This is a genomic window from Rhodococcus sp. T7 (assembly GCF_009872365.1).
GTDB lineage: Bacteria > Actinomycetota > Actinomycetes > Mycobacteriales > Mycobacteriaceae > Rhodococcus_F.
Genome location: NZ_WXYH01000006.1, coordinates 13592 through 28212 on the forward strand (window position 1 = coordinate 13592; position 14621 = coordinate 28212).

The window sequence follows — 14621 nt, forward strand, 5'->3', positions numbered from 1 at the left end:
TCCGCAGCCTTTCAGGCCATCGCCGCAGCCCCGCGACGTGGCCGAGCATACGGGCCGATGCGTGGTTACGCGCGAGTAGTGAATTGGCGCAGCCCGGTCGACGCCGATGCTTATCGGCCGTGTTCGGGCCGGGGTGCGATGGGGTTGCCCTGCCAGCGGGTCGAGTCGGGCACGCGGTCCCCACGCATCACCAGAGACGCCGGCCCGACGGTGGCGCCGGGGCCGATGGCCGAGGCGGGCAGTGCCACGCTGTGCGGGCCGAGGGTGGCGCCGGCGCCGAGGGTGACGGTGTCCATGCTCATGATTCGGTCGTGGAACAGGTGGGTCTGCACGACGCAGCCGCGGCTCACGGTCGCACCGTCACCGAGGGTGACCAGGTCCGCCTCGGGCAGCCAGTACGTCTCGCACCAGACGCCGCGCCCGATTGACGCGCCCATCGCCCGCAGCCACAGGTTCAGCACGGCGGTACCGGTGGCGGCGCGGGCGAACCAGGGTGCGGCGACCGTTTCGACGAAGGCGTCGGACACCTCGTTGCGCCAGACGAACGAGCTCCACAACGGGTGCTCGACGACGCCGATGCGGCCCACGACGATCCACTTGGCGGCCGCCGCGACGGCGCCGGCAACGGCACCCGCAACGAGGAGAACGAGCCCGGACAGCAGTGCTGCCCACACGAAACCAAGGCTGCCGGCGAACGCCTCGAGAGCGACCAGAACACCGAGCCCGATCCCGAACGTGACGATCATCGGGATCAGCCGGCAGGTTTCGATGATCGCCCGGGCGACCCGCAGGCGGGTCGGGGGATCGAAGGTGCGCGAGGCCGCGGCCTCGGTGGCCGAACGGCGCAACCGGACCGGTGGGCTACCCAGCCAGGACGAACCGGATTTGCCCTTCTTGTCCGGGGTGGCCGAGAGCACCGCGACCAGACCGTTCTTCGGCACGGTGCGCCCGGGGCCGGTCATGCCGGAGTTGCCGAGAAATGCGCGTTTGCCGATCTTGGCGGGCTCGATGCGCAGCCAGCCGCCGCCGAGTTCGTAGCTGCCGACCATGGTGTCGTCGGCGAGGAACGCACCGTCCGCGACGGTGGTGTACTTCGGGAGGACCAGTGCCGTGGAGATTTCGGTGTTCTTGCCGACCTTGGCGCCGAGCAGCCGCAACCAGAGCGGGGTCAGCAGGCTGGCGTACAGCGGGAACAGGAAGGTGCGGGCTGAGTCCATCAGCCGTTCGGTGGACCATGCCTGCCAGCCGATCCGGCTGCGCACCGGGTGATAGCCGCCGCGCAGACCGAGCCCGAGCAGGCGGACCGCGACGACGGTCATGCCCGCGAACACGACCAGGGTGAGGACGGTCGCGGCCGGCAGCATCGGCAGCGCCTTGAGGGCGGCCGCGCCGAGGTCGTCGGCGTCACGGATCCACCACCCGAGCAGCACCAGACCCGCGGCCAGCGCGAGCAGTGGCATCGCCGCGACCGCGAGGGAGGTCAGGCCGTAGATGGGCACCCACCGGGAGGACCGGGGCGGCCGGTCCTCCGGCCACGGGTGCACCGCCTTGCCGACCTTGACCGCCGGCGAGCCCGCCCACCGCTGACCTGCCGTGACTTTCCCGGTGACCGCGGACCCCGGTGCCACCTCCGCGTGCGCCCCGATGCGGGCGCCGGGAAACAGGGTCGAGCGGGCACCGACCGAAGCCCCCGCCCCGATGTGGATCGATCCGACGTGGATGACGTCGCCGTCGATCCAGTACCCGGACAGATCCGTCTCGGGTTCGATCGAGCAGCCCTCACCGAGTTCGATCATCCCGGTGACCGGAGGCAGGGTGTGCAGGTCCACCCGCCGCCCGATGTTCGCGCCGAGCGCCCGCGCGAAGTACACCATCCACGTGGCGCCGGACAGGTTCGCCGCCCCACTCGCCTCGATCAGCCGCTCGGCAACCCAGATACGGAGGTGTTCGGACCCGCCGCGCGGGTAAGTGCCCGGTCGCAGCGTGCGCAGCAGCACCCTGGCACCAGTCGCGGCGATCACCATCCGACCGACCGGGGTGATGAACAGGGCGAACATCACCAGCACCGGCCACCACGACAATGTCGGCGCCCAGCTGACCGACACGAACCAGGCCAGGATGTTGTTCGCGACCGCCAGCCAGGTGACCCACTGCAGCCCGGTCAGGGTGGTCAGCGGCACGGTCGCGGCGATCTGCGCCCACTGGATGCGCCGCGGCGTCGGGGCGACGACACGCGGTGTGGCGGCAACGGTGGGTGCGAGTTCGTCGAGGAATTCTGCGAGCGAACCGAGACGCGGGTGATCGTAGAGCTGCGCGACGGTCACCTCGGGGAAGCGTTCGCGAAGGGCACTGACCAGCTGCGCCGCGCTCAACGAGCCCCCACCGATCGCGAAGAAGTCATCATCGGCGCCGCCGACCGCGGCGCCGAGGATCCGGGTCCAGAGCCCGGCGATCCATCCCGCGGTTCCGCCCAGACCCAGCTCCTGCGCGTCCGGTGTCTCCGTTCCGGGCAGCGGCCACGGCAGTGCATTCCGGTCGACCTTGCCGGAGGTGCGGGTGGGTAACTCGTCGACCCGGGTAAGCCGGGGCACGAGCGCGGCCGGGAGCCGTTCCGCGAGGTGTGTCCGGGCCTGATTCAGGTCGAACTCTGGTGGTGCGGCGAGATAGCCGATCAGCAGCGCGGTGCCGGATTCGGTGCTGCGCACCGCGGCCGCCGCCCCGGCAACTCCGGGGAGTGCCTGCAGTGCGGCATCGACCTCGCCGAGTTCGATGCGCCGCCCACCCAGCTTGACCTGATCATCGGCGCGCCCCTGAAACACCAGTCCCGCGCGGTCCAGTCGCACCAGATCCCCGCTGCGGTAGGCGCGGTCCCAGCCGAGCGAGGGCATCGGCGCGTACTTCTCGGCGTCCTTGGCCGGGTCCAGGTAGCGGGCCAGACCGACCCCGCCGATCACGAGCTCCCCAATTTCTCCCTCGGCGACGGGACGGCCGCCCGCGCCGACGACGGCGAGGTCCCACCCGTCGAGAGGCAGCCCGATGCGCACCGGGCCGGTCCCGGTCATCCGTGCGGCGCAGGCGACCACGGTGGCTTCGGTGGGCCCGTAGGTGTTCCACACCTCCCGTCCGTCGACGGCCAGCCGCTGTGCCAGCTCGGGCGGGCAGGCCTCGCCCCCGAATATCAGTAACCGGACGGAGTCGAGCGCCTCCGGCGGCCACAGCGCGGCCAGCGTCGGGACCGTGGAGACGACGGTGATCGCCCGCGAGACCAGCCACGGGCCGAGATCCATGCCGGTGCGCACCAGCGAGCGGGGCGCCGGGACCAGGCAGGCGCCGTGCCGCCACGCCAGCCACATCTCTTCACACGATGCGTCGAACGCCACCGACAGTCCTGCCAGCACCCGGTCGCCGGGCCCGAGCGGGGCGTCGCGCACGAACAGCCTCGCCTCGGCGTCCACGAAGGCCGCGGCATTTCGGTGCGTGACGGCCACCCCTTTCGGGGTGCCGGTGGACCCGGAGGTGAAGATGATCCACGCGTCGTCCGACGGCTCCGGCGCCTGGAACTCCACCGCACCGAGGTCAGAAAGCTGAATACCGGTCGCGGTGTCGATGCCGTCGGCGGTGACGACCGCCGTCACGGCGGACTCGCCGAACACCAGCTCGGCCCGCTCCGGTGGGTCGTCCGCGTCGACCGGGACGTACGCGGCGCCGGCGGCGAGAACGGACAGGATCGCCAGGTACAGCTCCCGCGAGCCCGATGGCATCCGGATGCCGACCCGGTCACCCGGCTGGACACCGCGGGCGGCCAGGTCGCGGGCGCCCGCGGTGATCCGTTCGATCAGTTCGCCGTAGCTCAGCGCGACTTCACCGTCGTCGATCGCGGGCGCGTCCGGGTGGTGTCCTGCGGTGTCGGTGAGGATGTCGATGAGGGTCCGCTGCGCGGGTGCGAGGTCACCGGCGGTGAACGGGTCGAGACGCGTGGGGGCAGACAATGTGCGGGCTCCTTTTGGAACGGCCCCGGCCTGCGCGAAGGAATTCGCGGGGCCGGCATGAGAACGGTGCAATAGACACCGTGGAAACCGGGGGCTGTGCCGGCTAAGTGGGTGGGTCGGCGTACTTCTTCGGTAGGCCCAGCGCCTTCAGGACCAGACGCTGCAAGCTCTGGCGTTCCTTCGCCGAGAGATTGCCGTAGAGCTGATCGAACGCCTTCCGGGTCAACTCCTCGCTCCGCTCCCGCACCTGCCGGCCGGACTTCGTCAACGACAGCACATGCTTGCGCCGATCCTTGGCGTTCTTGGCACGTGCCACGAACCCGCGTTCCTCGAGGTCGTCGAGCAGTCGCACCATGTCGCTGCGATCGACGCCCAGAACCTCGGCGACCTGCTTCTGGGACAGCTCACCCGGCTCTTCCAGACAGCAGAGGATCCAATGGGTCCGAAGGCTCAGCCCCTCGGCCGCCAGCACGCCCTCGAGGTCCTCACGCCCCACCCGATGCAGCTCCGCGATCACGAAGGTGGGGTTCCGCAGCAGGCTCTCCGGCGGCGTCGTGGATGCAGGCATGAACCCCACCCTAACAGTCATGGGGATTCACGATCGTAGAGAATCCCCACTAATGGTGACCTCGCCGACCTGGTCAGGAAGAAGAGGGGGTTTCGGCGGGACTACGTTCGGTCGTTGAGGCCGCACCGTGCAGGGAGAAACCCACGCCGCGGATCGTCTGGACTGCGTGGGGCGCCCCGATCGACGCCAACTTCCGGCGGAGCGAGAAAATATAGGTGTTGAGGACCTTCTTCGCCCTCGAGTCACTCGCGACGCCCCACACGATCAGGAGGAGATGCCGGCGCAGAACAATGCGGCCGGCATTGATGGTCAGCACGACCATGAGGTTGAATTCCGTCTGGGTGAGGGTCCTGCGCAGCCCGTGGTGTTCGACGGTTTTACACCCCCAGTTCAAGGACAGGACCTGCGCATTCGGCGTCGGTTGCGGTCTGGATTGTGCGCGGCGCAGTACCGCGCGAATCCGTGCAACGAGTTCCTCCTCGCCCATCTGCACGTCCAGGACGTCATCGGCGCCCGCCTCGAGAGCGGCGATCCGCTCCTGGCTGGACCGACGCTGATCGATCACGACGACCGCCCCCTCGAATCGGGTAGCCCGCAGAGTTCGGACGGCGTCAGGTGCTTGACGTCGTTGCGGTCGTAGGTCGAGGACGGCCACATCGAGAGCGCGGACACCGGCGGTTCGAATGCGGTCGACGAGGCGTTGTTTCACATCAGCATGGACGAGCACCACGCACGCAGGGGCTGCGGCCGGGATGCTGAATGGGTTCACACGGATCCTTGGGTTGCCTCGAGTCGCCTGTTTTCCGTCCAGGACGTGCAGGCTTCCCAGGACGTGCAGGCTTCGGCGGATACATCAGCGCCGCCACCTCGTTTCGCCGATACGATCGCATGGATCCTGGGCATTCGCTCCCCACCCGTGTGTTGCGCATCAGCCCCGGGCGCCGACAGGGCAGCTCGCAGCGTCGTGTCGGCGCCCGGCCGCAGCCTTTACGGCGGGTCGGGCCGCTCCGACCCAGGCAGTTGGGGTCATCGTGGAATCGGCACCCGACGCGTGGCCGGAGACCGACCCCGGTCCGGCCAGGCTCGGTCCGCATGCCGGCGCCGTTTGCCGGATCAACGGGTGAAAACCAGAGCCGACCACGGTGTTCACCGCGTGTTCAATCCGTGCGGGCACGCTCTCTTCCATGGGTATATCGCCATCAGACGTTCCCGGCACCTCAGGGGAACGCCCATGACCGACGGACCGGCCGAATACACGCCCCCGCGTTCCGCGCGGCCCCACACCACCGAGTGGATCAAGGCCCATCTCGAGCGGATGGACCGTACCGACCCGCAGGCGGCAACCATGACCGGCGGGAGGGCCACCGAGCCGACCTGACCGGCGCCCCGTCACACGCTCCTCTGCGTTGCTCTGTCAACGGAAATGCGGCCTATCCACGATCTGCGCGATCAGGAAGGCCACCGACCGGAGGATCAGCTCACGAGGCGCGTGGCGTCCGCTCGCGCCCGCTGGGCTGCCTGCAGTTCGAGCCCGTACAGCAGCCCGAACGCGAACCCGTTCTCGCCCGGTGTGGATCCGGCGCGGGCGCCGAGCGTGCGGAGGGTCTCGGCGGCCACGACGGAGTCCTGGTGCTCGCCCAGTACCGTCTGGATCTTCTTGTACTTTGCGGCCTTCTTTTTGGACTTCTTCTTACCGAGGACCGGTCTGGCGAGTTCGGCGGCGTAGCGGGCCCGCTTGGCGGCCTTGCGCGCCCGATGCAGCGCCGCGTCGTCGGTGTCGGCGACCGCGGTGGTCAGTCTCTTGTTTGCCTTGCGCCCGGCCTTGCGTGTCGCCTTGCGGACGGAACGCGAATCGGCCGGCGTGGTGAACGGTGGGTCGGTTCGCCACTGCGCCAAGGTGGCCATCAGCGCCCGGTAGCGGTCGCTGTCGATGGCCTCCATCGCGTGGCCGCGGTGGCGGTGTTGCTCGGCGAGCAGATCGCCCTCGATGCGGGCGGCGACCGGTCCCATCACCAGCTCGCCCGGCAGGTCGGCCACCTTCTCCGCGAACCGCTGCCGTTGCACCTGCCGGTCCCGCACCTCACCGAGCACACCGGCGTACCAGGACAACTCGGCGTCGAGCTTCGCTCCAGCCGTGGGGTCCAGGAGTTTGCCGAACACGCGCAGGGTGCTGCGGAACCGTCGAATACCGACCCGGGTGGAATGGATCGGGTCCAGCCCGCGGCGAAGCCACACGTCGCCGGCCACGATCGCCTGGACCTGGGCGTCGAGGTACTCGGTGAGCACCCGTTCCGCCGTGGCCCTTGCGTCGGCGGCGCGTGCGTGCTGGTTGGCGGCGAGCGCGCGATCGAGCTTCGACGCGTGCGGTGACGGCCTGGCACCGGCCTTGGTGAGGCATTTGCCGACCTTGGTCGCCACCTTGGCGCGCCGGGACTTCCCGCCGCCATCGCCGAGTTCGACGTCCACTTCCCGCCATTCGCTGACCACGGCGACGTCCCCGGCGACGGTGGCGTGCACCAGGTCGTCGGCCACCTCCGCGAGAAGCTGCTCGCCCCGGTCGAGCAGGCGTTGGGTGCGCCGCACGGTGGACAGCGCCGCCACCTCGTGCAGGGGTTTACCCAGAGCGACCCCGGTGACCAGGGTGGCCAGCTCGTCGGGAACCGCCTCCCTATCGGCGGGCGGTAGTGTCAGCTCGGTGCGGGCCTTGTCGGCGGGGACCTTCAATTGCCACCCGCCGTCCGTGTCACCGGTGCGCCGACGCAGCGTGACGTGCTGGCGGAGCAGGTCCCGGTCGTCGGTGTCGTAGTAGACACTGCTCAGGTTCGCCGCGCCGGCCTCGATCCGCCCACCGGCGGGAACCAGCCCTCCCAGATCCGGCAGCATGAAATGCAGGCCCACGTCGTACTTGTCTTCCCGCTCGCGCTGCGTCGACACCATGAGTCCAGTCTGCACCCCACCAAGGGTCCGCGGCGATTGACTTTCCGGTGGTGAGGGGCTCGGTCGGGTGGCGAACCCGGTGGGGCAGGGCGTGCCCACCAGGGCGCTCAACGAGGCGACGCAACCCGGCTCACACCGTCTCAGGTGCCTGGTCATCGTCGGTGGAGCAACGGCTGCGCAGGGCCGGCAGGATCCAGAGGCCGAAGAACATCAGCATCGCCGCTGCGGCCGCGATGATCCCGGTGGTCATGTCGACCACGAAGCTGAAGATCAGCAGGACCACGCCGACGAGGGCGAACCCCAGGACGGCGATGCCGCCGATCGCCAGTCGCTGTCCGGTTGCGACGAGGGTGGGAAGGGCATGCTGGCGGAACAGCAGCCGGTGGATGCCGACCGGCGCGACCAGCATCATCGTCGCGGTCACCGACAGGGCGACGGTCACGAGGTAGATCACTTCCTGAGCGCCCGACAGCTCCTCGAAACGCTGATGGAAGGGCAGGGTCAGCAAGAATCCGGTCAGAAGTTGAACACCGGTCTGCGCGACACGGAGTTCCTGCAGCAGGTTGTTCCAGTTGCGGTCGAGTCGCTGGGTGTCGGTTTCGTTGCGGACTCGGCGGTTCCATGCGGCGTCGTCCCGGTCCTCTGCGCTGTCCATGCCCAGGCAGTACCCGATTTTATGGTTGATGGAACCCGCGCAACTGCCGCCGGTGGGCGTCTCCGCCCGTCAGCTGTGGACGGCTGGTGCCGTCGGAGGCGCCCGATTTGCGGGTCAGCCCGGCAGGGCTGCGACGTCTCCCTCAGGTGCCTGGCGGTGCGCGATGTCGCGAAAGTTAAGACTGACTCGCCGGTGTGCACAAGCGAGCTGACACCGACGGAAAGGCTGGCGAGCAGCGGGTGAAGCTTCTTGCCAGGAGATGCGTTGGTCACAGACCTCCGGTGCTGGATTGACGCGGAAGGACCGGTGCTGGATTGACGCGGAAGGACTTGGGCCAGCACGATTCGTAGTATGAATTCCGCGGAAGAAGCACGCCAGATCTCGCAGGTCACCACGCGGCTGCTTACGAAGTTCCCGACCGCATCGCGGGAGGCAGTCGGAACCGCCGTGGAAGAAGCGGCCGCCCACTTCACGAGCGGGCGCATTCGAGATTTCGTTCCGTTGCTCATCGAGCGGGCGGCGACCGCCAAGCTCGCCGCGTTGATCGAGACATGACTGTCGGGGCAGTGGCGGATGCTTCCGACGCGGCGCAGGCGCGTATTTTCCTCGACCAATTGGACACGGAGATCGACGTTCTTTCCCAGCGTATCGAGTCCACAGAAGCCCTCGCCGACCGCGCCCGCACTGACCACCAACGCCGCCTAACCGACCAGTTGGGTGCCGAGGTCGCGGGCCTGCGTGGTGAGCTGTTCGAAGTGCACCGACTCGTCGATGCGCTCGTGTTCCGGTTTCCCGAGGTGATCCGGCGCGACCCACCAGCACTCGCCTGACCCCGCCCGGGGACAGCTCACAGTTTCCGAGTGCGGTATCACCGGCCGCGCGGGGAGCCCTCCACCCGCTCGTCGAGAGTGGCGGATCCGTGTGCTTGCTAACGGCGCGGGTTCCCAACCGATTCGAGGGTCATGGTCGCGGTTGTGGGGGCCAGTCCGATCTGGGGCCACCAGGCGGTGATGGTCACTGATCGCAGAGGATCCAGTTGCCCCGGCCTGCCCGGAAGATTGACAGACGCAATTTGTCCACATAATCGATACGACGACGCCGCGTTCGAGCATCGGCTCCTCGACCTCACGGAAACTGAGCGGGAACCGGTGATACAGCCACAACGCAATGGGCGAGATCTCTCGCGCGGATACCGGAATCCCTTGTACGACGCTGCAGTGACCACGACCGCCAATCCTCCCAGCGACTGGGCTGTTCACCAACCTGACAATGCCGTCTAGGTGATCGTCAACGTTGTGCACCTCGCCCGGCGGTGAAGGTATGACCCTGTCCTGTTCTCTCTCACATCCGTCGACGATGCGCCGTGCCTCATTCCACCACTGGCGTGGATGCAAGGACATAAGGCGTCAAGAGCTTGGCCATGTCTTCGGCCACATCGCCGTAGGAGTCCGGAGGCATCGAAATATAGCTAATCGCAAGCCGTGCGATGGCCTTGGCGAGGACCATGGCACGCTCCGTGGACGCCTGCACCCAACTGTGTCCGAATGTGGTGCTCAGACGCCCGCTTGCGCGTTCGATGAGGGGGGCGCTCTCGACGGTGATCAGACGCAGCAAGTCTGGTTTCGGATCACCAGTGAGCAAAGATTGCACCAAGGGATCGGAACCGCTCTCAGCAAAGAATCTCGAGAATCCCCCGAGCAATGCTCCGTGCATGTCACCCGTGTTCGTATAGACGGCTTCGTCGAGTGCCTCCACGAAACTGTCGGTCAGCCGCAGTGCGTAGCCTTGAGCGAGACCATGGCGCGACTGAAACTCGTTGTACAGGGTTTGACGACTCACTCCTGCCGACGCGGCGACGTGAGTCATGGTGATTTCGGACCAATCCTTGGTTCGCAGCAAGTCCCCCATCGCATCGAGTATCGACTGATGCAACAACGACCGGGTTGCCTCCGCGTAGGGAATACGAGCGCGTGCGCGGGGACGTCCGATCACCGGCACACCCGGAGCAATGTTGTCAGCCATGGACGGAATCGATGGGGGCCACCGATCGCGGGGCAGTTTCTCGCCGTATGGCGGCGAGGTCCGCCAGTGAGGTGTCTTCGTCCCTGAGAGCCTGCTGATCGAGGGGGCTGCGATGTTGGATCAATTCCCGCGCGGCGCGGATGTCCTTGGGGCGTCCCACCGACACAGCCCCGACGAGCATCCGATTCCTACTGAACAGCGCCGTAAAGTTGCGGTCGTCGAGGGAGCCACGGACGATCAAATCATCGTCGGCCCGGGGCCAGCCAGCGAACTGGAGATTGTGGCCGTACTGCGTGGACCACGCCCACGGCACCTCGGTGAAGAGCGCGGGCCTGCCTAGCATGGCTTTCGCCGCAGCCGCCCCCTGAGACATGGCGCTGTTCCAATGCTCGGTTCTGTGTCTGCCTCCGATAATCGGGTTCGGGCAGTTCGCGACATCGCCTGCCGCGTAAATCCCCGACGCCGAGGTGCGGAAATGCTCATCGACGACAATGCCGTTGTCGATTGAAAGCCGAGCCGATGCAGCCAGTTCGGTGTTCGGCGCCATCCCGATCGCCACCAGCGCCATTCCGGCGGACCATGTGCGCCCCTCGGTGTCCGTGGCCACGACACCGTGATCATCCAAGGTCAGGCTGGTGAGACTGACACCGGTTTCCATGGTGACTCCATGCTCGGCATGGAGTTGGCGGTACATCTTCGAGATCGCCGGCGGAAGAATCCTGATCAACGGCGCTTCCGCCGCTTCGAGAATCGTGACCTCGGTTCCGAGCGAGCGCGCGGTTGCCGCCACCTCGGACCCAATCAACCCACCGCCGACGATCAGGACAGACCCTGCGCCGATGATCGCATCCCGCAGCGACGTGGTATCCGCGAGGCCTCGCAACGTGTGGATTCGCTCGCCTGAGCGGGTGGCGAACTCACGTGCTCGTCCGCCTGTTGCCAGTAGCAACGCCTCGAATGTGAGTGTCTCGCCGTCCGACAGCGCCACGGTTCGCCGTTCTGGATCGATCGTTTCGGCGCTGATGCCCGAACGAATGTCGATGTCCTTCTCGGTCCACGCGGTGTCGGATTTGAGGAGCGCCCGCTCGGCTGTCATTGTGCCTGCAAGCAAGTCCTTGGAGAGCGCCGGCCGCCGATAAGGGAGGCTCGGTTCGTCTCCGACCATCACTATTCTTCCCGAGAAGCCCTCTGCCCGTAGAGTCTCCGCTGCAGTTGCGCCGGCGATGCCGGTACCGACGATCACCATCGTCGTCACGAGCGGGCCACTTCAATCATTTCGAAGTCCGCTTTCGCGGCACCGCAGTCCGGGCAACTCCAGTCTTCAGGGATATCGTCCCATCGAGTACCCTGCGCGATGCCGTCCTCGGGCCAGCCTTCGGCTTCGTCGTATTCGAATCCGCATTGAATGCATCGGTACAGCTTGAAATCAGAGTTCATGTCAACTCCTTGTCGTCGTGTCGGTGTCCACGGGTGCAAAATCGACTTTCTCCCGCACTCCGCAGTCCGGGCAGCACCAGCTTTCGGGGATAGCACTCCATCGGGTTGCCGCCGGGAATCCCTCTCGTGGTGCGCCAGTACGTTCGTCATACACGTAGTCGCAGACGGGGCATCGATAACGTGCCATTACTTCGCTCCGTACTTGGATAGGACCTTCTCACGCTTGCTCGGCTGAACGTTCACCCGTGTGATATCGCCGTCGTAGTGGGTGAGAACCCGCTTGTCCATTACCGTGCGCCAGATCGGCGGAACATAGGCGAGGACGATCATGCTCGCGTAGCCACTCGGGAGGTTCGGCGCACCGTCCATACTGCGAAGCGTCTGATAGCGGCGGGTCGGATTGGCATGGTGGTCACTGTGCCGCTGCAAGTGGTACAGAAAGATGTTGGTGCAGATGTGGTCCGAGTTCCAACTGTGCACTGGTGCGCATCGCTCGTACCGACCACTCGCGGTCTTTTGCCGCAACAGCCCATAGTGTTCGAGGTAGTTCACGGTTTCGAGTAGAGAAAAGCCATAGATGGCTTGGATAACCAGAAATGGAACGATTTCGACACCGAAACCGATGGTCAGTGCGCCGAACACCACGACCGACATTGCCCAGGCATTGAGTACATCATTGTGGATGCTCCACGTGCTCTTGCCGAGTCGCTGCATGCGGGTCTTTTCGAGTTCCCAGGAGGACTTGAGACTGCCCCACACACTGCGTGGAAGAAACGCCCAGAACGTCTCGCCGAACCGTGCACTGGCAGGATCTTCCGGCGTAGACACACGCACGTGGTGCCCTCGGTTGTGTTCGATATAGAAGTGCCCGTAGAACGTTTGCGCCAGAGTCACTTTCGACAGCCAGCGCTCGAGTTCGTCCTTCTTGTGACCCATCTCATGTGCAGTGTTGATACCGACTCCGCCCATCACCCCAATGCTCAACGCGAGTCCGATCTTCGAGATCCAGCTCAATCCCCCGTCAATCCCCAGCCAGGCGAGATTGTCCGCCGACCACAGGTAACACGCGAAGACGAGACTCGCCAGCTGGAACGGGATATACACATACGTGCAGTAGCGGTAGTACTTGTCGTTCTCGAGTCGCTCCATCACCTCCTCCGGCGGATTCTGGCCGTCGGGCCCGAAGAAGATGTCGAGAACAGGAAGCAGCCCGAACAGGAGCATCACACCGATCCACCACCAGATCGGTGACACCGCGTTCCAGCCGAGCTCATTAAATCCCCAGACCAACGCCGCGCCCAGGAAGACGGCCGTCGGTGGAATCAACCCCAGCAGCCACAAGTGTCGCTTCTTGTCACGCCATTCCTCGACAGGAATGTGCGACTCGGTATTCACGTTCGTCGTCACCTCTACTCCTCACCTTCGGGACCAGTTCGGGACTATGCCCTGGATCACTCAGGTATTGACACTACAGACGATCTGTAATTTGTCTATACACCGATGCTATTTTGTATACCCCCGGCTGATCGCGCCAGATGGCCACCGCAAGTCCGCACCCCGGCGTCCAGGGCGCTTCTCGCTCGATGCCAACGCCAGGAAGGAAGCTCGCAGCCACACGGAACCAGCCGCATGCTCAACCACGAACGGCCTCTCGAGACAGCGATGATCCGAGGTGAGGGTCGCGGCTTCATCCCTTGCAGTGGTGGCCCGTCCGACAGCGCCTACCGGAACCGACTGCCGGTCGACCGCGCACCGGGTGGTCACAGGAGAGATTGTTCGGCGAAAAACTCACCTGCGGAGTACCACGACTCCCACCCCCCCGGGGCTCCCGGTTGGCGCGTACGGGCCAAGCCTGGCACGTGCGGACCGCGCGGTGACGTAGACCACACGCGCATAGTGAGGAGAGTCCGTGATCGGCTCGTGGAATGGAGAGAGTGGGATGAAGACAAAGGCTGCAGTTTGTGGGGGCTCGGAGAGAAGTTGGCAGGTCGAAGAACTCGACCTAGACGACCCCAAGCCCGGCGAGGCGATGGTCAGGCTCACCGCCAGCGGACTGTGCCACTCGGACGAGCACTTGGTCACAGGCGACATCCCGATGCACTTCCCTGTAGTCGGGGGCCACGAGGGTGCCGGGGTCATCCCCAAGATCGGATCGGGCTCAGCCATCTCGGAACCAGCTTGTCACTACCCTCCAACCAGGGAGATCAGACGGTCGTCGCCAGCTGGACCGCGAGCACCCGCAGCGCAATCTCGATCCGGGCTCTCCCCCTTCCCCGACGGCCCGGCACACCGGTTCTTCATGGACGGCTTCTACGCCGCGTACCGCGCAGAGTTCGGCCGCCCTCCTTCGGACGTGATCGCCCGGACCACACCCTTCCCACACACGGCACGGGAGGCCCCTTGAGGTCGACTGGATCGCCGAGGCGCATCGAATACTTCCGACCAACAAAGAGGTACCGCAATGATCGAGTTCATCTACTGGTTCGTCCCGCTGGTGATCTTCATGCTTTCTCCAGCATTGATCCCCATCATCATCCACGTGTGCGGTCACATCTACGACAAAGTCGGGCGGACGGCGGAGTCACCCCGCAATAGGCGCAGGCTTGAATCAGGCGTCGTGCGCAGCAAAAGTACCGGGACTTTCCGACTTGCGGTGGATCCGCCTCTGACACAGCGGTTTAGTTCTTCGCGTTGATCCGGCCCTCGAACGTGATCGTGATCCAAAATCTGATTATGCCGGGCGATCGCAGTCGGTGTGGGCTGGTAGGTGGTGTTGTCACGGAGCGTTGACTCCGCTCTTCCGTGTACCGCCCATTCGAAATTGTTTGTCGGCCATTTCATGCACGACGCTTCTTTGTCGTTGCTGCAGTCCGAAGCGACCGGTCAATGTCGTGCTCTGCTCGCTCGGAGGTTGGTGGGGGTTCCCCCTCAAGTGTGGACATCGTGAACACTGGGTCGTGAAGGTCCCAGAGGAAGAGATGTCACTGATGGCGATGAAGGCGTACTCGGCGGA

General features: G+C 65.8%; 14 protein-coding genes and 2 pseudogenes. 5 read left to right on the top strand and 11 right to left on the bottom strand.

Going from position 1 to position 14621, the window contains the following annotated elements; translation table 11 throughout:
* Positions 1–110: 110 nt before the first annotated feature.
* From MLGJGCBP_RS00855 to MLGJGCBP_RS00865, 3 genes are all read right to left on the bottom strand, one after another.
* Complete coding sequence (locus MLGJGCBP_RS00855; RefSeq protein WP_007297982.1) at positions 111–3989, bottom strand: Pls/PosA family non-ribosomal peptide synthetase; 3879 nt, start codon at positions 3987–3989, stop codon at positions 111–113.
* Between the two features lie 103 nt (positions 3990–4092).
* Positions 4093–4557 (bottom strand): MarR family winged helix-turn-helix transcriptional regulator, encoded by a 465-nt coding sequence (locus MLGJGCBP_RS00860; protein ID WP_012686944.1) that lies wholly within the window; start codon positions 4555–4557, stop codon positions 4093–4095.
* Positions 4558–4630: 73 nt separating this feature from the next.
* Positions 4631–5326: a response regulator transcription factor gene (locus MLGJGCBP_RS00865; RefSeq protein ID WP_007297980.1), complete on the bottom strand. Its 696-nt coding sequence runs from the start codon at positions 5324–5326 to the stop codon at positions 4631–4633.
* Positions 5327–5788: 462 nt separating this feature from the next.
* Between MLGJGCBP_RS00865 and MLGJGCBP_RS00870 the strand changes: the two genes are divergently transcribed.
* Entirely contained in the window at positions 5789–5935 is a 147-nt protein-coding gene (locus MLGJGCBP_RS00870; protein WP_157234259.1) for a hypothetical protein, read from the top strand.
* A gap of 95 nt (positions 5936–6030) precedes the next feature.
* On the opposite strand, the gene MLGJGCBP_RS00875 is transcribed toward MLGJGCBP_RS00870, so the two are convergent.
* Positions 6031–7494, bottom strand: coding sequence for a CYTH and CHAD domain-containing protein (locus MLGJGCBP_RS00875; protein ID WP_007297979.1), 1464 nt, complete (start codon positions 7492–7494; stop codon positions 6031–6033).
* Positions 7495–7624: 130 nt separating this feature from the next.
* Positions 7625–8149 carry a DUF6328 family protein gene (locus MLGJGCBP_RS00880; protein WP_007297978.1) on the bottom strand — a complete coding sequence of 175 codons (525 nt, stop codon included), beginning with the start codon at positions 8147–8149 and terminating at the stop codon, positions 7625–7627.
* 351 nt (positions 8150–8500) lie between these two features.
* Between MLGJGCBP_RS00880 and MLGJGCBP_RS00885 the strand changes: the two genes are divergently transcribed.
* Positions 8501–8704: a three-helix bundle dimerization domain-containing protein gene (locus tag MLGJGCBP_RS00885; protein WP_007297977.1), complete on the top strand. Its 204-nt coding sequence runs from the start codon at positions 8501–8503 to the stop codon at positions 8702–8704.
* Positions 8701–8979, top strand: coding sequence for a hypothetical protein (locus MLGJGCBP_RS00890; protein WP_007297976.1), 279 nt, complete (start codon positions 8701–8703; stop codon positions 8977–8979). Before MLGJGCBP_RS00885 ends, MLGJGCBP_RS00890 begins: the two co-directional genes overlap by 4 nt.
* A 207-nt stretch (positions 8980–9186) precedes the next feature.
* Here MLGJGCBP_RS00890 and MLGJGCBP_RS00895 read toward each other — a convergent pair.
* From MLGJGCBP_RS00895 to MLGJGCBP_RS00920, 6 genes and pseudogenes are all read right to left on the bottom strand, one after another.
* Positions 9187–9374, bottom strand: a pseudogene (locus MLGJGCBP_RS00895) (IS6 family transposase); the annotation flags it as partial.
* Positions 9375–9517: 143 nt separating this feature from the next.
* Positions 9518–10171, bottom strand: coding sequence for a TetR/AcrR family transcriptional regulator (locus tag MLGJGCBP_RS00900; RefSeq protein ID WP_050785266.1), 654 nt, complete (start codon positions 10169–10171; stop codon positions 9518–9520).
* The gene (locus MLGJGCBP_RS00905; RefSeq protein WP_050785278.1) at positions 10164–11417 is read right to left on the bottom strand and encodes an NAD(P)/FAD-dependent oxidoreductase; all 1254 of its coding nucleotides are present in this window, start codon (positions 11415–11417) and stop codon (positions 10164–10166) included. Before MLGJGCBP_RS00905 ends, MLGJGCBP_RS00900 begins: the two co-directional genes overlap by 8 nt.
* 5 nt (positions 11418–11422) lie before the next feature.
* A complete protein-coding gene (locus tag MLGJGCBP_RS00910) occupies positions 11423–11608 on the bottom strand; it encodes a rubredoxin (protein WP_007297973.1) in 186 nt (61 codons plus the stop codon).
* Between the two features lies 1 nt (position 11609).
* Complete coding sequence (locus MLGJGCBP_RS00915) at positions 11610–11795, bottom strand: rubredoxin (protein ID WP_007297972.1); 186 nt, start codon at positions 11793–11795, stop codon at positions 11610–11612.
* Positions 11795–13015 (bottom strand): alkane 1-monooxygenase, encoded by a 1221-nt coding sequence (locus tag MLGJGCBP_RS00920; protein WP_007297971.1) that lies wholly within the window; start codon positions 13013–13015, stop codon positions 11795–11797. Before MLGJGCBP_RS00920 ends, MLGJGCBP_RS00915 begins: the two co-directional genes overlap by 1 nt.
* A gap of 532 nt (positions 13016–13547) precedes the next feature.
* On the opposite strand from MLGJGCBP_RS00920, the pseudogene MLGJGCBP_RS51260 reads away from it, so the two are divergent.
* Together MLGJGCBP_RS51260 and MLGJGCBP_RS00930 are read left to right on the top strand one after the other, a co-directional pair.
* Positions 13548–13766: pseudogene (locus tag MLGJGCBP_RS51260) on the top strand (alcohol dehydrogenase catalytic domain-containing protein); the annotation flags it as partial.
* A gap of 303 nt (positions 13767–14069) precedes the next feature.
* Positions 14070–14303, top strand: coding sequence for a hypothetical protein (locus tag MLGJGCBP_RS00930; protein WP_007297969.1), 234 nt, complete (start codon positions 14070–14072; stop codon positions 14301–14303).
* Positions 14304–14621: the final 318 nt, after the last annotated feature.